This window comes from Nocardioides sp. GCM10023255 (assembly GCF_042653125.1).
In the GTDB taxonomy this organism is placed as follows: Bacteria; Actinomycetota; Actinomycetes; order Propionibacteriales; family Nocardioidaceae; genus Nocardioides.
Map to the genome: position 1 here is coordinate 21,209 of NZ_JBHSHU010000011.1, position 16,343 is coordinate 37,551.

Sequence of the window (16,343 nt, forward strand, 5' to 3'; positions counted from 1 at the left end):
CGGCGGGATATACAGACAATCACAGATCCGCATGACGTGCGTCACACAGCGGCCCGCGCGCGCGGATGAGGAGCGGCCAGCCTCGGCTGGCTTTCCTGAGGAGGAAATGAGCATGGCGACTGCCACGCAGAACCCGGTCGCACGCCGCTCGGCGCGCGTCCACGTGCAGAAGTTCGGGACGTTCCTGTCCAACATGATCATGCCGAACATCGGCGCGATCATCGCCTGGGGTCTGATCACCGCGTTCTTCATCCCCGACGGATGGACCCCGAACGAGAAGATCGCCACGATGGTCGGCCCGGCCATCTTCTACCTGCTGCCGATCCTGATCGCCTACACGGGCGGCAAGATCGTCTACGACGTCCGCGGCGGCGTCGTCGGCGCGTTCTCGGTCATGGGCGTCATCATGGCCACCAGCGACCCGGTCTTCATCGGTGACAAGGGTGGCTCCCCGATGTTCCTCGGGGCCATGATCATGGGACCGCTCACGGCGCTGGGGATGAAGCACCTCGACGCCCTCTGGAGCCACCGGATCCGACCCGGCTTCGAGATGCTGGTCAACAACTTCTCGGCCGGGATCTTCGCGGGGATCATGGCCATCCTGGGCATGTTCGCGCTGGCTCCGGTCCTGCGCCAGTTCACGGAGTGGCTCGGCGACGCCGTCAACACCCTGGTCGACCACGGCCTGCTCCCGCTGACCTCGATCTTCATCGAGCCGGCGAAGGTGCTGTTCCTCAACAACGCGATCAACCACGGCGTGCTCACACCCCTCGGCATCCAGGAGGCCGCCGACAAGGGTCAGTCGGTGCTGTTCCTGCTCGAGGCCAACCCCGGCCCGGGCGCCGGCCTGCTGCTGGCCTACACGTTCTTCGGCAAGGGCCTCGCCAAGGCCTCCGCCCCCGGCGCGCTGATCATCCAGTTCTTCGGCGGCATCCACGAGATCTACTTCCCGTACATCCTGATGAAGCCCAAGATGATCCTGGCCACGCTCGCGGGGGGCATGACGGGGGTCTTCCTGCTCGTGCTCTTCGACGTCGGGCTGCGCGCACCGGCCGCTCCGGGCTCGATCATCGCGGTGTACGCCCAGACGCCGGGCGGTGACTTCCTCGGCATCACGGTGGGTGTCTTCGGTGCTGCCGCAGTCTCGTTCCTCGTCGGGTCGGTGCTGCTGAAGATGGACCGCGCCGAGGACGGTGACCTGCTCGACGCCACCGCCACCATGGAGGCGATGAAGGGCAAGAAGTCGCTGGCCTCCGACGTGCTCGCCGTCGACGCCCTCGGTGAGCACCACCAGGGTCCGATCCGCGACATCGTCTTCGCCTGCGACGCGGGGATGGGGTCCTCCGCGATGGGTGCGTCGGTCCTGCGACGCAAGATCCAGGCGGCCGGCTTCGGCGACGTCACGGTCATCAACAAGGCGATCGCCAACCTCGCCGACGAGCACGACCTGGTGGTCACCCACCAGGACCTCACCGAGCGGGCGCAGCAGCGCACGCCCTCGGCGCTGCACGTGTCGGTCGACAACTTCATGGGCAGCCCGCGGTACGACGAGATCGTCGAGCTGCTGCACGCGACCAACGCCGACGGGGCCGGAGCAGCCGCTGCGCCGCTGGCGGCCGAGGACGAGGAGGTCATGCAGGTCCTCGCCGAGGAGTCGATCGTCCTCGAGGGACGTGCCCGGACCCGTGACGAGGCGATCACCGAGGCCGGACGGCTGCTGGTGGCCTGCGGCGCGGTCGACGAGGCGTACGTCGACGCGATGCACGAGCGCGAGCGGTCGGTGTCCACCCACATGGGCAACCTGCTCGCGATCCCGCACGGCACCAACGAGGCCAAGCCGTCGATCCGGCGGACGGCGATCTCGTTCGTCCGGTACTCCGACGGGATCGACTGGAAGGGCAAGGAGGCGAAGTTCGTGATCGGGATCGCCGGCGCGGGCAAGGACCACCTCGCCCTGCTCGGCCAGATCGCGCAGGTGTTCGTCGACCCGGCCCGGGTTGCCGAGCTCGAGGCGGCCCAGTCACCGGCCGACGTGCTCCGGCTGCTCGGCGGCGTGAGCGCCGGCGCCGGGGCCTGACCCCGTCGTACCACTCGGCGCCGGGAGGCCCCGCACCCTCGGGTGCGGGGCCTCCCGGCGCTCTCAGGCCCAGACGCGCAGCAGCGCCGCGGTGAGGGCCGCTGCGAAGACCACCACCAGGAACGGGGCCCGGAGGACCAGCAGGCCCACGGCCACGGCCATCCCCGCGACCCGGGCGTCCAGCACGAGCCCCTGCCCGCTCGCGAGCACCTGCACCGCCACCAGCGCTGCGAGCAGCGCCACGGGCACCAGGTCGGCCACCCGCTCGACGACCGGGTGGTCGAGCACCCGCGCCGGCACCGAGAGCCCGGCCAGCTTGAGCAGGTAGCAGCCCAACCCGCCGAGGACGATCGCGGCCCACGTCATCGAGGTGGCTCCGGCAGCTCGGTGGGGTCGGCCCGGTGGGTGAGGACGCCGGCGAGCAGCGCCACCCCGGCCGCGGCCAGCACGGGTACGCCGGCCGGAGAGTGCGGCACGGTCGCCAGGGCCACGGCGGCGGCCGCCAGCGCCACGAGCCGGTTGCGGGCGTCCTTCAGGCGCGGCCACAGCAGGGCGAGGAATGCCGCCCCCACCGCGGCGTCGAGCCCGTAGGTGCGGGGGTCGCCGATGGCGGTGCCGGCCACCGCACCCAGCAGGGTCGCGAGGTTCCAGAGCACGAAGATGGTCACGCCGGTCGTGAGGAAGCCGAGCCGGGCGGCGGCGGTGCTCGGTCGCGTCACCGACATCGCCGTGGACTCGTCGATCAGCACGTGCGCCGCCAGGAGGCGACGGGCCCCCGACCAGCGCAGCAGGGGGGCCAGGCGCAGCCCGTACAACGTGTTGCGGGTGCCGAGCAGCAGGGCGGTCAGGGCTCCGGGGAGCGGGGCGCCACCGGCGGCGAGCACACCGGCGAACGCGAACTGCGAGGCGCCCGTGAACATGACCAGGGACAGCGCGCAGGTCTGCGCGACGCTCAGCCCGGCAGCCACGGAGACGGCGCCGAACGACACGCCGTACGCCCCGGTGGCGATGCCCACCCCGAGACTGTCACGGACGATCGCGCCGCGGTCGGCGGGCGTCAGGGTCTCGTCGGGCACCCGGCGACCGTAACAACGGCCGCGCAGGACGGCGGCCCGGTCTCAGTGCCGGCGGACGCGCACCGGTCGGGAGGGCGTGTGGAAGTCGTGGACGAGCGCGTAGGCCAGCAGCAGCCCGGCCACCGCACCCATGACGGCCCCCGCCGAGACGGCGACCGGAAGGGCGGTGAAGTGGGCGAGCCAGGCGCCGGACGCGACGCCGATGACGAGCGCGGCGGCCACCAGGACCAGCCGGTGGAGCCGAGGAAGAGGACCGAACACTGAAGACACCCCGTTCTGCGGCGGCGCCACCCGGAGTCGAGTGCGTGCCGACGTCCTCCATGGTCACCCTCCGGGCCGGAAAATCAAGAGCCTTCCGGCCCCGGCCCGGTCCAGCGCCGCTCAGTCCAGTGCGGTGTGCAGGCGCACCTCGCGGACGCGGGTGGTGCCCTGCCCGTCGAGGTCGAGCTCGCGGTGCGCCCCGTCGGTGGCCCAGCCCGCCCCGGTGAGGAAGCCGCGCAGGGCGTCGTCGGTGGAGACCGCCCACAGCACCGCCCGGGTGAAGCGGTCTGCCCGCAGCGTGTCCACGGCCGCCTGCAGCAACCGCGACCCGTGCCCGCGCCCCAGGTCGGCCGGGTCGACGGTGATCTCCCGCAGCTCCGCGTCGGCGACCGGGTCGCAGTCCGGGTCGGACGCCGGGGAGGTGACCGCGAGGCCCACGACCCGGTTGCGCTCCAGGGCGACCAGCACCCGGTTGCGGGCGTCGCCGGGGGAGACCAGCGAGGCCCGCCAGGCGGCCGCCGCGGCCTCGACGTCCGAGGGCAGCGACTCGGCGGGCACCAGGCCGGCGTACTTCTCCCGCCAGGCGCGCAGCTGCAGCTCGGCGACGGCCGGGGCGTCGTCCGCCCAGGCCACGCGCACGGACACGTCGGCGGTCGGGCTGGTCATGCCGCCATCCTGACAGTGCGGCCCGCGACGGCCGCCGGGGGACCTTGGCGGCCGGCCCTAAGGTCGAGCCATGGAGATTCGCAACCTCGGAGCGAGCGGCCTGAAGATCTCGGCCATCGCCTACGGAAACTGGCTCACCCACGGTTCCCAGGTCGAGGAGGACGCCGCCACCGCATGCGTGCGTCAGGCCCTCGACGAGGGCATCACGACCTTCGACACCGCAGACGTCTACGCGAACACGAAGGCGGAGACCGTCCTCGGCAAGGCCCTGAAGGGCGAGCGGCGCGAGGGCCTGGAGATCTTCACCAAGGTCTACTGGCCCACCGGCCCGGGCAAGCACAACGACCACGGACTGTCCCGCAAGCACATCATGGAGTCTATCGACGGGTCGCTCTCGCGGCTCGGCACCGACTACGTCGACCTCTACCAGGCTCACCGCTACGACTACGAGACCCCGCTCGAGGAGACGATGGAGGCCTTCGCCGACGTCGTCCGGCAGGGCAAGGCGCTCTACATCGGCGTCTCGGAGTGGCGCGCCGAGGAGATCCGGGCTGCGCACGCCCTCGCTCGGGAGCTGCGGATCCCGCTGGTCTCGAACCAGCCGCAGTACAACATGCTCTGGCGCGTGATCGAGGCTGAGGTGGTCCCGACCTGCGAGGAGCTCGGTATCGGCCAGATCGTCTGGTCGCCGATCGCGCAGGGTGCCCTGACCGGCAAGTACAAGCCCGGCCAGCCGCACCCCGAGGGGTCGCGCGCCACCGACAGCAAGGGGGGCGCGGACATGATCTCGCGCTGGCTCGACGACGACGTGCTCGGTCGGGTCCAGGACCTGCAGCCCGTCGCCGACGAGGCGGGCCTGTCGCTGGCCCAGCTCGCGGTGGCGTGGGTGCTGCAGAACAGCAACGTCTCGGCCGCCATCATCGGCGCCTCCAGGCCCGAGCAGGTCACCGAGAACGTGCGGGCCGCGGGCGTCAAGCTCGAGGACACCCAGCTGAAGCGGATCGACGAGGTGCTCGGCGACGTCGTGGAGCGCGACCCGGGGAAGACGCAGTCGCCGCGGCGCCGCGACTTCTGAGGCACGGCGCCGGCGCACGGCCCGGCGAGCAGGAACGACGAAGGGGCCGCCCCCGGCCGGGGGCGGCCCCTTCGTCGGTCGTCCGGGGTCAGCGGTAGTGCTCGGGCAGCTTCTGCCCGATCTTCACCTTGGCCTTGGGGAGTCGCATGAACTTCATCTGGAGCGCGCGCGTCACGGCGTAGTAGGTGGTGCCCTTGAGTGGCTCGCCCGGGAAGCGGCGGGTCAGCTCGCGGCGCAGCCGGAAGCGCAGGAAGAGCATGTCGGCGACGACGAGCAGGATCGTGCCCATCAGCACGGTGTTGCCGATCGCGGCCAGCCGGGCGTTGCCCGAGTAGCCCAGGACCATGGTGACCACGAGCAGCGGCACCATCAGCTCGATGAAGGAGAACCGGCTGTCGACGAAGTCGCGGATGAAGCGGCGCACCGGGCCCTGGTCGCGCGCCAGGTAGTAGCGCTCGTCACCGGCCTTCATCGCCGCGCGCACCTTCTGGCTGGACTCGGCGCGCGACGCACGCTGCGCGGCGGCCATCTCCTTGCGGGTGCGGGGGGTCTTGGCCCGGGCCTTCGCCGCGGCCTCGGCCTCGCGGCGCGACGGCGTGGGCCGCCCCTTGCCGCCGGGCTTGGCCGGGGTCTGCTCGGACGAGGGAGCGGGGGAGTCGGTCTTGCTGCGACGGAACAACGCGGGGCCTTCTCGAATGCTGCGAAACGGGTCGGGGCAACCCTACCGGCGTCCTCGCACGGCCTTGCTTTTGCGCCTAGGGTTGAGGCACACCGAGAATCACGTTGCGAGAGGGACCGCACCCCATGAGCCTCATGAAGCGCATCAGCCTGATCTTCCGCTCGAAGGCCAACAAGGCCCTCGACCGGGCCGAGGACCCGCGCGAGACCCTCGACTACAGCTACCAGCGCCAGCTCGACCTGCTCTCAAAGGTGCGCCGCGGCGTCGCCGACGTCGCGACCAGCCGCAAGCGGGTGGAGCTGCAGGTCAACCAGCTCGAGCAGCAGTCGGCCAAGCTGAGCGACCAGGCGCAGAAGGCCATCAGCATGGGGCGCGAGGACCTCGCCCGCGAGGCGCTGACCCGCAAGTCCGGGCTCACCAGCCAGATCAACGACCTCAAGGCCCAGCACGCCCAGCTCCAGGGCGAGGAGGAGAAGCTCACCCTCGCCCAGCAGCGGCTGCAGGCCAAGGTCGAGTCCTTCCGCACGCGCAAGGAGACGATCAAGGCGACGTACACCGCGGCCGAGGCGCAGACCCGGATCAACGAGGCGATGTCCGGCATCGGCGAGGAGATGGGCGACGTCGGCATGGCCATCCAGCGCGCCGAGGACAAGACCGCGCAGATGCAGGCGCGCGCCGGTGCCATCGACGAGCTGATCGCGTCGGGTGCGCTCGAGGACGTCAGCTCCACCAACGGCGGCGACGACATCGCGCGCGAGCTGGACTCGATGAGCTCCCAGGCCGACGTCGAGGCCGAGCTGGCCCGCCTCAAGGCGGGTGCGCAGCCGCAGGCGATCGAGCCCGGCCAGGACGGCGGCGCCATCATCGAGGCCGAGCCGGAGAAGCGCACGACCGGGGACCAGTCGTGATCATCCGGATCCTCGGGGAGGGGCAGTACGACGTCTCCGAGGACGCCCTGCCCCGGCTCAACGAGCTCGACTCGGCGGTCGAGTCGGCGGTCGAGCGCAGCGACGAGACCGCCTTCGCCGCCGCTCTCGCCGAGCTGCTGGAGGGCGTGCGCACGGTCGGCGTGCCCCACCCGGCCGATGCGCTGGACGAGTCCGACCTGATCCTCCCGCCGTCCGACGCCACCCTCGAGGAGGTCCGGGAGCTGCTCTCGGACGAGGGGCTGATCCCCGGGTGAGCTGCCCGGTTTCGGCCGCCTGCTTGAATTTCTGACATGGCGCACTCCCGGTTCATCAAGGACACGGGCCTCACCGCGCGGATGACGCTGGTGATGTTCCTGCTCGGCGCGCTGTTCGTCGGGCTCGTCGTCGGCCTGATGCTGGTCTTCGCGGGCAGTGGCAACTCCGGGCTCGCCTTCGTCATCGGCGTGGCCGGCCTGGGCGTGGCCTGGTGGCAGTGGTACTCCTCGGACAAGCTGGCCATGAAGGCGATGCGGGCTCGCGAGGTGACGCCCGAGCAGGCGCCCGAGCTGCACGGCATGATCGACCGGCTCTGCGCCCTGGCCGACATGCCGAAGCCGCGGGTGGGCATCGCCGACATGGCGATCCCGAACGCCTTCGCGACCGGCCGCTCCCCGGACCGGTCCGTGGTGTGCGTGACCACGGGGATCCTGAGCACCCTGGACGCCGAGGAGATGGAGGCCGTGCTCGCGCACGAGCTCTCCCACGTCGCCCACCGCGACGTCCTGGTGATGACCGTGGCCTCGTCCGCCGGCATCGCGGCCGGGATGCTGACGCGCGGCGCGCAGTACGGCGGACTCGGGCTCTTCGGCGGACGCCGCGACAACAACAACGGCGTCCCCGTGTGGCTGGTCGTGCTGGTGGTGAGCCTGGTCGTCTACGCCATCAGCTTCTTCCTGCTCAAGCTGCTCTCGCGCTACCGCGAGCTGGCCGCCGACCGGGCGGGGGCCTACCTCACCATGAAGCCGGCCGCGCTCGCCTCGGCGCTGCAGAAGATCACCGGGGAGATGAACACCATCCCCCAGCGCGACCTGCGTGCGTCCAACGCCATGAACGCGTTCTTCATCGCCCCGGCCGTCCGGGGTGTCTCGCTGAGCACCCTCACCTCCACGCACCCGACGCTCGAGCAGCGGCTGGAGCAGCTGGCCCGGATCCAGGCCGAGCTCGGCCGCCCCGGGCAGTGAGCGCCCGCTGATGGGGTTCTGGGACGCCGTGACCGGGCGGTCGCGCCCGAAGGCCGCCAACCTCGACTCGCTGTTCCTGGTGCCGAGCGCCGCGATCACCCTGCAGACCTCGCTGGGCCTCGCGCCCACCGGGGAGGGAGCGGTCTGCTACCGGGCGGCGGCCGGCGTGGCCTTCCAGCAGACCCAGGACGACGTGGTCGCGCTGCTCAACGACGACCCGACGGCACCCGACGTGTCGGTCTCGCGGGACGACTTCGGCTTCACCTGGCTGGTGGCGCACCGCGACCCGGCCGACACAGGCGGCCTCTGCACCGACCTGCACGCGGTCAACACCGCGCTCGAGGACCAGGGCTTCGGGGCCGGCCTGCTCTGCTCGGTGGTGCCGTTCGCCGACGCCACCGCACGGCGCGTGGGCCTGGTCTACCTCTACAAGCAGGGCACCTTCTACCCGTTCGCGCCCACCGGTCCGCAGACCCGCGACAACCTGCTGGAGATCCAGGTCCGCGACCAGCTGGCGGCCGAGCTGCCGATGGAGCGTGACCTGTCGCGGTGGCTGGCGCTGTGGGGCGCACCCGGCCTGTGACACCTGTCCCACTATCCTCACCCCTGCGGAGGAGCGGCGCGGGGACAGGGAGCAGCAGCGTGAGGAACGTGGTCGACGAGCACAGGGTCGCCGAGATCGCCCACTACGAGGTGCTGGTCCGCCCACCCCGCCAGGACCTGGTCGCGCTGGTCGAGGTCGCGGCCCAGGTGGCGCAGGTGCCCATGGCCACGATCAACCTGATCACTGCGACCGAGCAGCACCAGATCGCGACCACCGGCTTCGACGCGTCGGTGTGCCGGCGCGAGGACTCGATGTGCGCCGCGGTGCTGCACGTCGGCCACCCGGTGATCGTGTCCGACGCCAGCCGCGACGAGCGGTTCCGGGACAACCCCTTCGTCACCGGCGAGATCGGCCACGTCCGCTTCTACGCCACGCACCAGCTGGTGACCCCGCAGGGCGTCGTCATCGGCACCCTCTGCGTCTTCGACGAGCGGCCGCGCACGCTGACCCCGGACCAGGAGCACGCGCTGGCCTCGCTCGCGGACCGCGTCGTGGACCTGCTGGAGCTGGACCTGCGGACCCGGGAGCTCGAGGACCTGCACGACGAGCTGGAGCGCTCGAACGAGCAGCTGGCGGCCTTCGCCGGCCAGGTCAGCCACGACCTGCGCAACCCGCTGGCCGCGTTGTCGATCTCGCTGCGGCTGCTCGACGAGAAGGCACGCCACCTCGAGCCGGGGCCCGACACGGAGATGATCGCCCGGCTCGCGGGTCGTGCCATCGCCGGAGCGGACCGGATGCAGGCCCTCATCGACGACCTGCTCGCCTACGCGCGACTGGGCGGCGAGCTGTCCCGGGTCGAGGTCGACCTGGCGAGGACGATGGCCGAGGTGCGTGAGGACCTGGGCCCGGCCCTCGAGGGCGCCACGCTCGAGGTCGGGGACCTGCCCACCGTCGAGGGTGACGCCGTCCAGCTGCGGGCGGTTCTGCAGAACCTCGTCGCCAACGCCGCCAAGTTCACCTGCCCCGGGGAGCCGGCCCACGTCGCGGTCGACTCCGTCCGGACCGCCGACGGCTGGCGGGTGCGGGTGGTGGACCACGGGCTCGGCGTACCGGAGGGGGACCGCGAGCGGGTCTTCGAGCCCTTCACGCGCGTCCACCCACGGGTGCCCGGCTCGGGCATCGGGCTGGCCACCGTGCGCCGGGTGGTCGAGGCGCACGGCGGCCGGATCGGGCTCGAGGGCACGCCCGGCGGCGGCACGACGGCCTGGTTCGAGCTGCCCGCCTGACCGCGCGACGACGCCGGCGGCCGGGTCAGTCCTTGTGGGACCGGCCCGGCAGGTCGAGCATCCGCTGCAGCGCCACCTGGGCCCACCGCTCGGTCTCGGGGTCCACCTCGATCCGGTTCACGACGGTGCCTGCCACGAGCGACTCCAGCGCCCAGACCAGGTGCGGGAGGTCGATGCGGTTCATCGTGGAGCAGTAGCACACGGTCTTGTCGAGGAAGACGATCTGCTTGTCGGGGTGCGCGGCCGCGAGCCGCTTGACGAGGTTCAGCTCGGTCCCGATCGCCCAGCTCGACCCGGCCGGGGCTGCCTCGATCGTCTTGATGATGAACTCCGTGGAGCCCACCAGGTCGGCCTTGAGCACGACCTCGTGCTGGCACTCGGGGTGGACCAGGACCTGCACGCCGGGGATCGTGGCGCGCAGCTCGTCGACGACGTCGGGGGAGAAGCGGCCGTGCACGGAGCAGTGGCCCTTCCACAGGATCATCCGCGCGTCACGGAGCTGCTCGGCCGACAGCCCGCCGTTCGGCTGGCGCGGGTCCCACACGACGCAGTCGTCGAGGGTGAGGCCCATCTGCAGGACCGCGGTGTTGCGGCCCAGGTGCTGGTCGGGCAGGAAGAGGACCTTGGCGTCCGGCTTCTGCGCGAAGGCCCACTCCAGCGCGACCTCGGCGTTGGAGGAGGTGCAGACGGCGCCGCCGTTGCGACCGCAGAACGCCTTGATGTCGGCGGAGGAGTTCATGTAGGTGACGGGGACCACGGAGTCGGCGATGCCGGCATCGGTGAGCGCGTCCCACGCCGCCTCGACCTGGGCCAGGCGCGCCATGTCGGCCATCGAGCAGCCGGCTGCGAGGTCGGGCAGCACGACCTGCTGGTCGGGCCCGGTCAGGATGTCGGCCGACTCGGCCATGAAGTGCACGCCGCAGAACACGATGTACTCGGCCTCCGGCCGCGCGGCCGCGTCCCGGGCGAGCTTGAAGGAGTCGCCGGTGACGTCGGCGAACTGGATGACCTCGTCGCGCTGGTAGTGGTGACCGAGGACGAACACCTTCTCGCCGAGGGCCTCCTTGGCCGCGCGGGCGCGCGCCACCAGGTCGGGGTCGGAGGCGGGCGGCAGGTCGCCCGGGCACTCGACGCCGCGCTCGGATGAGGGGTCGCGGCCGAGTCCGAGCGGCAGCAGCGGCAGGTCCACAGTGGTCATGCGCACAGTCTAGTGAGGGTCAGAGAAGCGCCCCGTTGTGGAGGTACGGCGTGGGCGGCGCCATGGAGCGGAGGCCGAGGTAGCCCTCCTGGTGCAGCTCGAGGCGGGCCGCCATCCCCACGTCGACCGCCCACTCGTTGGCGGCCGTGACGTGGCCGATCACCACCTCGCCCTCGGCGTCGGCGAGGGCGGCCCACAGCAGCCGGGTCGCCGTGCGCCGGTTGGTGGCGGCGAGCAGCGCGACGTTGCCCTTCTCGTCGACGTACGCGTAGCCCGACCCGGTGGTGGTGTCCGAGACCAGCAGCCGCCAGAAGCCCAGCATGACCTCGTGGTCCGGACCGTGCGCCGCCCCGCGGGTCCGCCGGTCGATCGAGTCCATCAGGTCGACGTCCCCGACCGAGCCCTCCCGGACCTTCTCGACCACGGGGATCGCGGACCGGTCGACCGTGCCGCTGAGGAACATCTGCGGGTGCAGGGAGAAGCCGGCGAGGCGGTAGCGGCGGGCCGCCTTCGGGTCCGACGACGCGGCCAGCATCCCCCGCCGGGACCCGCGACCGTGGTGGAGGGCCGCCGCCAGCAGCGTCTTGCCGATGCCGCGGCCCTGCAACCCGGGCCGCACGGCGTACGTCGCCAGGCACCACAGCTTCTCCCGGTTGAAGGAGGTGGCCATGCCCACCATCGTGGCGCCGTCCTCGGCGACCCAGCACCCACCCGGGTCGGTCTCGAGGAAGTGGAGGGTGCGCGTCACCCAGTTGGCACCGCGGGCGGCGGGTCGAAGCTCGGGCTCGGGCCAGGAGCGGCGGTGCATCCGGGTGTCCAGCTCGTGGAACCCCTCCGCGCTCAGCCTCTCGGCCGCCGGCACGTCCTCGGGGCGCATCGGGCGGATCGTCACGTCGTTCACAGGGATGACCCTAGACACGCGCCGGGGCTCTGGGACGATGCCCGGCATGCGCATCCTCGTGGCCCCCGACAAGTTCGCCGGCACGCTCACCGCCGTGGAGGCGGCCGAGGCCGTTGCGGCGGGCTGGCGGCGGCACGCCCCCGACGACGAGCTCGACCCGGCGCCGATGTCCGACGGGGGACCGGGCTTCGTGGACGTGCTGCACGCCGCCCTCGGCGGTGAGCTGCTCGCGGTGACCGTCCGCGGGCCGCGCGGCGACGGCGTCCCGGCCACGCTGCTCCTGCACGGCGACACGGCGTACGTCGAGAGCGCCCAGGCCTGCGGGCTGCACCTGACCGGTGGTGACGGCGCCGAGGACGCGACGACGTACGGCGTCGGCGAGCTGGTCGCCGAGGCCGTCGACGCCGGGGCCACCACCGTCGTGGTGGGGCTGGGCGGCAGCGGCACCAACGACGGTGGGGCAGGACTGCTGGCGGCGCTCGGAGCCGAGGCGGACCGACCGCTGGACGCCGGAGGGGCCGCCCTGGCGGGGGTCACGCGCGTCGACCTCGCCGCGGCTCGGGAGCGTCTCGCGCAGGTGCGCCTGGTCGCCGCGTCCGACGTGGAGAACCCGCTCACCGGGCTGTTCGGTGCGACCAAGGTGTTCGGCCCCCAGAAGGGGATCGTCGAGGAACGGCTGCCCGTGCTCGACGGTCACCTCGAGGAGCTCGCGGCCGCGGTGGACCGGCGCACCGCGCTGGAGAAGGGCGCCGGCGCCGCGGGCGGCCTCGGGTTCGCGCTGCTCGCGCTCGGCGCCACCCGGGAGCCCGGGATCGGCCTCGTGGCCGAGGCCGTCGGGCTGGCGGGCCGGGCCCGGGCGGCCGACCTCGTGGTGACCGGGGAGGGCGCGTTCGACTACTCCAGCCGCGCCGGCAAGGTGCCGTACGGCGTGGCCACCGTCGCCGGGGAGGCGGTCCGTCCGTGCGTCGTGCTGGCCGGACGGGTGCTCGTGGGGGCCCGTGAGATGCGTGCCCTGGGCGTGGAGTCGGCGTACGCGCTGGTCGACATCGTGGGGGAGGAGCGGGCCCTGGGCGACCCGGCCGCCGCGCTGGCCGACGTGGCAGAGCGGGTCGCGCGCACCTGGTCTCCCCAGGACCGTCGTTGACGGATGGTCGGTGACCCCGGGTGGAATATCCGGCGGTGTGCGACCATTGAAGCCAGTAACAACCCCTCAGCCAACTTGGGAGCACGCGACATGACCGAGCAGGTCGAGACCACCACCGAGCGCCGTACCGACCAGATCAACCTGAGCCCGGTCGCCGCTGCCAAGGTGAAGAGCCTCCTCGAGCAGGAGGGCCGCGACGACCTTTCCCTGCGCATCTCCGTGCAGCCGGGCGGCTGCTCGGGCCTGCGCTACCAGCTCTTCTTCGACGAGCGCAGCCTCGACGGTGACGTGGTCACCGACTTCGACGGTGTCGCCGTGGTCGTCGACCGGATGAGCGTCCCCTACCTCAACGGCGCGATGATCGACTTCGTCGACTCGATCGAGAAGCAGGGCTTCACCATCGACAACCCGAACGCCACGGGTTCGTGCGCGTGCGGCGACTCGTTCCACTGAGCCGCTCGTCGACCTGAGCACACGAAAGCCCCCGCCGCTCGGCGGGGGCTTTCGCGTTCGTCGGGTGCGGGTCAGTCGAGGTGCAGGTGCAGCGCGTTCGCGATCCGCGTGGCCGCCTCGGTGATCTCGATCTCGCCACGCTTGGTGACCTCGCGCGGGTAGTCCTCGAAGCGGATGCTGGGGGCCGGGCGGACGGCGGCCGCGGCAACGCGCTGGAGCCGCAGGTTGGCGCCGGTGGCGCGGCAGTCGGCCGACATCTCGGCCGGGGTCGAGGCGTCGTCGTAGGCGAGGCGGGCAGGGGGCTTCGCAGCGGTCATGTCAACGACGCTATTGGCTACCGCCGGGTACCCGAAGCGGTACCCACCGGTAGTGTCTCGTGTCATGTCGTTGCTCATCGCGGGATCGATCGCCACCGACCACCTGATGACGTTCGGGGGCCGGTTCGCCGACTCCCTGGTCGTCGAGCAGCTGGACAAGCTGTCGGTCTCCTTCCTCGTCGAGGACCTCGAGATCCGCCGCGGGGGAGTCGCCCCCAACATGTGCTTCGGCCTCGGTCGGCTGGGGCTGCGTCCCGTGCTGGTGGGCGCCGCCGGAGAAGACTTCGCCGACTACCGCTCCTGGCTGGAGCGGCACGGCGTCGACTGCGACTCGGTGCACATCTCCGAGAGCCGCCACACCGCGCGGTTCGTGTGCACCAGCGACTCCACGATGGCGCAGTTCGCGTCCTTCTACCCCGGCGCGATGAGCGAGGCCAGGCTGATCGAGCTGGCCCCGATCGTGGCCCGCGTCGGTGCGCCGGACTACGTCCTGATCGGCGCCGACGACCCCGACGGGATGCTGCGTCACACCGAGGAGTGCCTGCAGCGCGGCTACCCGTTCATCGCCGACCCGAGCCAGCAGCTCGCGTTCGGCGAGGGCGACATGATCCGCAAGCTGATCGACGGCGCCGCGATCCTGTTCTCCAACGAGTACGAGTCGCACATGATCGAGTCCAAGACGGGCTGGAGCCAGGACGACATCCTGGCCCGGGTGGGGATCCAGGTGACGACCCTCGGCGCCGACGGCGTCCGCATCCTGCGCAAGGGCGAGGACACCATCGAGCTGCCCGCCGCCAAGAACGTCGCCGCTCTCGAGCCGACCGGTGTCGGCGACGCGTTCCGGGCCGGCTTCCTGGGCGCGATGACCTGGGACGTGGGCCTGGAGCGCTCGGCCCAGGTCGGGTGCGTGCTGGCGGCGTACGTCGTCGAGACGGTCGGGACGCAGGAGTACTCCTTCACCGCCGAGGAGTTCCTCGGCCGCGTCGAGGAGTCCTACGGGTCCGACGCGGCCGCGGACATCGAGCCGCACCTCGCCGGCATCCCGCACTCGCACTGACCCGGGCGGGTCACGACCGCCGGCGTACGACGTAGCGCGGGGTGCCGTCGGCGGCGACGTCCTCCCCGACGTACTCCTGCCCGCGCATCCGGCACCAGGCCGGCACGTCGACCCCGGCGGCCACGTCGGTCGCGACGACCGCGATCGTGCCGCCGACCGGCACGTCGGTGAGGTGGCGGCCCAGCTCGATGACGGGCAGCGGGCAGGGCTTCCCACGGCAGTCGAGCTCGAGGTCGGCGTCCACTAGAGCCCGACCTCGGCGCGGATGTCCCGGACGACCTCGGGCAGCACGCGCAGGAACCCGTCCACGTCCTCCTCGGTCGTGTCGCGGGTCAGGGACACCCGGACGTTGCCGTGGGTCAGCACCCCCATCGCGGTGAGGACGTGGCTGGGCTCGAGGGTGGACGCGGTGCACGCCGAGCCGCTGGCGACGCCGAAGCCGCGCCTGTCGAGCTCGGTGACCAGCGCCTCGCCGTCGACGTACAGGCAGGAGAACGTCACCAGGTGGGGTAGCCGGTCGACCGGGTCGCCCACCACCTCGACGTCGGGGATGGCCCCGGCGGCGTCCCGGATCCGGTCGACCATGGCGACGTGACGGGCGTTGACCCCGTCGCGCTCGGCCACGACGGCCTGCAGGGCTGCGGCTGCGGCGAGTGCTCCCGGGACGTCGGGGAAGCCGCCCCCGAAGTCCTCGAGCGCCATCTCGCCCGGGAAGGGGTTGCCCCAGCGGGCCCCCTTGCGGAGCAGCAGGAGACCGACCCCCGCCGGGCCGCCCCACTTGTGCGCCGAGGCCGCGGCCGCGGTCCAGCCGGAAGGCAGGTCGAGACGTCCCGCGGCCGCGCAGGCGTCGACCAGCAGCGGGACGCCGCTGCCGGCCAGCCGTTCGGCCACGCGCGGGACGGGCTGCGTGGTGGCCACCTCGTGGTTGGCGGCCTGGAGGGCCGCGACGGCGACACCCGGCGCCAGGCAGGCCTCGACGAAGGCGTCGGCGTCGACCCGGCCGGACCCGTCGACCGGCACCTGCACCGGTGCCGCGTCGTCGCGACGGGCCAGCCAGGACACGGCGTGCCGCACGGCGGAGTGCTCCACCGAGGAGAGGACCGCCGTGCTGCCGCGCACCGGGTTGCCCGCGACCAGCCCCAGCAGGCCACGGTGGACCGCGTCGGTGCCGGAGGACGTGAAGGTGACCTCGTCGCGGCGCACGCCGAGGCACTGGGCGACGACCTCGCGGGCGTTGTCGAGCAGCAGCCGCGCCGAGCGGCCGGCGCCGTGCAGGCGCCGCGGGTCGGCGTACCCCTGGTCGAGGGCAGCGAGGAGGACGTCGCGCGCAGCAGGGTGCAGCGGCTCCGACGAGGCGGAGTCGAGGTAGGCGCTGTGGCGTCGGCCCGCGACCGGCCCGGGCGCCCCCGCGGCATTTGTCACAGGTCGAACCTAGACCACGCGCAGGCGGGGGCGGCGCG

At 72.3% G+C, this 16,343-nt stretch carries 20 protein-coding genes; 10 read left to right on the plus strand and 10 right to left on the minus strand.

Annotated elements, in window-relative coordinates; genetic code table 11:
• The first annotated feature begins 112 nt into the window (after positions 1-112).
• Entirely contained in the window at positions 113-2,077 is a 1,965-nt protein-coding gene (locus ACFO9I_RS18935; protein ID WP_379183709.1) for a PTS mannitol transporter subunit IICBA, read from the plus strand.
• 63 nt (positions 2,078-2,140) lie between these two features.
• Here the strand turns inward: ACFO9I_RS18935 and ACFO9I_RS18940 are convergent, their stop codons facing one another.
• From ACFO9I_RS18940 to ACFO9I_RS18955, 4 genes are all read right to left on the minus strand, one after another.
• On the minus strand, positions 2,141-2,443 hold the full coding sequence (locus tag ACFO9I_RS18940; protein ID WP_379183711.1) for an AzlD domain-containing protein: 303 nt from the start codon (positions 2,441-2,443) through the stop codon (positions 2,141-2,143).
• Positions 2,440-3,153, minus strand: coding sequence for an AzlC family ABC transporter permease (locus ACFO9I_RS18945; RefSeq protein WP_379183713.1), 714 nt, complete (start codon positions 3,151-3,153; stop codon positions 2,440-2,442). Before ACFO9I_RS18945 ends, ACFO9I_RS18940 begins: the two co-directional genes overlap by 4 nt.
• Positions 3,154-3,195: 42 nt before the next feature.
• Complete coding sequence (locus tag ACFO9I_RS18950) at positions 3,196-3,423, minus strand: hypothetical protein (protein WP_379183715.1); 228 nt, start codon at positions 3,421-3,423, stop codon at positions 3,196-3,198.
• A 111-nt stretch (positions 3,424-3,534) separates the two neighbouring features.
• Positions 3,535-4,080, minus strand: coding sequence for a GNAT family N-acetyltransferase (locus ACFO9I_RS18955; RefSeq protein WP_379183717.1), 546 nt, complete (start codon positions 4,078-4,080; stop codon positions 3,535-3,537).
• 70 nt (positions 4,081-4,150) lie between these two features.
• On the opposite strand from ACFO9I_RS18955, the gene ACFO9I_RS18960 reads away from it, so the two are divergent.
• On the plus strand, positions 4,151-5,155 hold the full coding sequence (locus tag ACFO9I_RS18960) for an aldo/keto reductase family protein (protein WP_379183719.1): 1,005 nt from the start codon (positions 4,151-4,153) through the stop codon (positions 5,153-5,155).
• Positions 5,156-5,243: 88 nt separating this feature from the next.
• Here the strand turns inward: ACFO9I_RS18960 and ACFO9I_RS18965 are convergent, their stop codons facing one another.
• Positions 5,244-5,834, minus strand: coding sequence for a DUF3043 domain-containing protein (locus ACFO9I_RS18965; RefSeq protein ID WP_379183721.1), 591 nt, complete (start codon positions 5,832-5,834; stop codon positions 5,244-5,246).
• 125 nt (positions 5,835-5,959) lie between these two features.
• Between ACFO9I_RS18965 and ACFO9I_RS18970 the strand changes: the two genes are divergently transcribed.
• The 5 genes from ACFO9I_RS18970 to ACFO9I_RS18990 are packed head-to-tail and all read left to right on the plus strand — an operon-like array spanning position 5,960 to position 9,813.
• Positions 5,960-6,742 carry a PspA/IM30 family protein gene (locus tag ACFO9I_RS18970; RefSeq protein WP_379183723.1) on the plus strand — a complete coding sequence of 261 codons (783 nt, stop codon included), beginning with the start codon at positions 5,960-5,962 and terminating at the stop codon, positions 6,740-6,742.
• Positions 6,739-7,017 (plus strand): PspA-associated protein PspAA, encoded by a 279-nt coding sequence (gene pspAA / locus ACFO9I_RS18975; RefSeq protein ID WP_379183725.1) that lies wholly within the window; start codon positions 6,739-6,741, stop codon positions 7,015-7,017. The genes ACFO9I_RS18970 and pspAA overlap by 4 nt, the downstream gene beginning before the upstream one ends.
• A gap of 36 nt (positions 7,018-7,053) precedes the next feature.
• Positions 7,054-7,983, plus strand: a complete 930-nt coding sequence (gene htpX, locus ACFO9I_RS18980) for a zinc metalloprotease HtpX (RefSeq protein ID WP_379183727.1) — start codon at positions 7,054-7,056, stop codon at positions 7,981-7,983.
• A gap of 10 nt (positions 7,984-7,993) precedes the next feature.
• A complete protein-coding gene (gene pspAB, locus ACFO9I_RS18985) occupies positions 7,994-8,566 on the plus strand; it encodes a PspA-associated protein PspAB (protein WP_379183728.1) in 573 nt (190 codons plus the stop codon).
• Between the two features lie 59 nt (positions 8,567-8,625).
• A complete protein-coding gene (locus tag ACFO9I_RS18990) occupies positions 8,626-9,813 on the plus strand; it encodes a sensor histidine kinase (protein ID WP_379183730.1) in 1,188 nt (395 codons plus the stop codon).
• A 25-nt stretch (positions 9,814-9,838) separates the two neighbouring features.
• Here the strand turns inward: ACFO9I_RS18990 and nadA are convergent, their stop codons facing one another.
• The gene (gene nadA / locus ACFO9I_RS18995) at positions 9,839-11,011 is read right to left on the minus strand and encodes a quinolinate synthase NadA (protein WP_379183732.1); all 1,173 of its coding nucleotides are present in this window, start codon (positions 11,009-11,011) and stop codon (positions 9,839-9,841) included.
• A gap of 19 nt (positions 11,012-11,030) precedes the next feature.
• A complete protein-coding gene (locus ACFO9I_RS19000) occupies positions 11,031-11,912 on the minus strand; it encodes a GNAT family N-acetyltransferase (RefSeq protein WP_379183734.1) in 882 nt (293 codons plus the stop codon).
• A gap of 46 nt (positions 11,913-11,958) precedes the next feature.
• Between ACFO9I_RS19000 and ACFO9I_RS19005 the strand changes: the two genes are divergently transcribed.
• Positions 11,959-13,056 carry a glycerate kinase gene (locus ACFO9I_RS19005; RefSeq protein WP_379183736.1) on the plus strand — a complete coding sequence of 366 codons (1,098 nt, stop codon included), beginning with the start codon at positions 11,959-11,961 and terminating at the stop codon, positions 13,054-13,056.
• 90 nt (positions 13,057-13,146) lie between these two features.
• The gene (gene erpA / locus ACFO9I_RS19010) at positions 13,147-13,509 is read left to right on the plus strand and encodes an iron-sulfur cluster insertion protein ErpA (protein WP_180933723.1); all 363 of its coding nucleotides are present in this window, start codon (positions 13,147-13,149) and stop codon (positions 13,507-13,509) included.
• A gap of 71 nt (positions 13,510-13,580) precedes the next feature.
• Here erpA and ACFO9I_RS19015 read toward each other — a convergent pair whose 3' ends face one another.
• Positions 13,581-13,826 carry a hypothetical protein gene (locus ACFO9I_RS19015; RefSeq protein WP_379183738.1) on the minus strand — a complete coding sequence of 82 codons (246 nt, stop codon included), beginning with the start codon at positions 13,824-13,826 and terminating at the stop codon, positions 13,581-13,583.
• Between the two features lie 64 nt (positions 13,827-13,890).
• Here ACFO9I_RS19015 and ACFO9I_RS19020 point away from each other — a divergent pair, with 64 nt between their 5' ends.
• Entirely contained in the window at positions 13,891-14,883 is a 993-nt protein-coding gene (locus ACFO9I_RS19020; RefSeq protein ID WP_379183740.1) for a carbohydrate kinase family protein, read from the plus strand.
• Between the two features lie 10 nt (positions 14,884-14,893).
• On the opposite strand, the gene ACFO9I_RS19025 is transcribed toward ACFO9I_RS19020, so the two are convergent.
• Both ACFO9I_RS19025 and ACFO9I_RS19030 read right to left on the minus strand, forming a co-directional pair.
• Entirely contained in the window at positions 14,894-15,127 is a 234-nt protein-coding gene (locus ACFO9I_RS19025) for a sulfurtransferase TusA family protein (protein WP_379183742.1), read from the minus strand.
• Complete coding sequence (locus tag ACFO9I_RS19030; RefSeq protein WP_379183744.1) at positions 15,127-16,305, minus strand: cysteine desulfurase family protein; 1,179 nt, start codon at positions 16,303-16,305, stop codon at positions 15,127-15,129. Before ACFO9I_RS19030 ends, ACFO9I_RS19025 begins: the two co-directional genes overlap by 1 nt.
• Positions 16,306-16,343 lie beyond the last annotated feature (38 nt).